The organism is Streptomyces sp. SID12488, from assembly GCF_010548275.1.
In the GTDB taxonomy this organism is placed as follows: domain Bacteria; phylum Actinomycetota; class Actinomycetes; order Streptomycetales; family Streptomycetaceae; genus Streptomyces.
Genome location: NZ_JAAGLT010000179.1, coordinates 1 through 379, shown reverse-complemented (window position 1 = coordinate 379; position 379 = coordinate 1). Strand labels below are relative to the sequence as shown.

The following is a 379-nucleotide window of genomic DNA, read 5'->3' as shown; positions in this document are numbered from 1 at the left end:
CCCGGTCCCGGCCCAACCCCAAGGAGGTGAAGACCGTGACCCGCTCGATCCGCCCCGATGCCGTACTCATCCAAGCCGTGATCGCCGGAGCCTTGTCCTTCGCCCACCTGCACGACCTCGCCGCCGCTGCCGGACAAGACGGCTGGAAAGCCTGGGCCTACCCCATCAGCGTCGATCTGCTCCTGGCCGCGGCCTGGCACCGGCTGCGGACCCTGCGAGCTGCTGGAAGCCCGGCCCGCTCCGCGTGGATCTGGTTCACCGTCGCCCTGATCGCCTCGCTCGGCGCCAACGTCGCCACCGCGGGACTGCTCGACCTGGACCAGGTGCCCGACTGGCTGCGGATCCTCGTTGCCGGATGTCCCGCGGTCGCCTTTTTGGG

Annotated in this window: 1 protein-coding gene; it reads left to right on the top strand. The window is 70.4% G+C overall.

Features of this window, described 5'->3' with window-relative positions; translation table 11 throughout:
• Positions 1-35 precede the first annotated feature (35 nt).
• The coding region (locus G3I56_RS43080) for a DUF2637 domain-containing protein (protein ID WP_164418995.1) at positions 36-379 on the top strand (344 nt) is incomplete at its 3' end.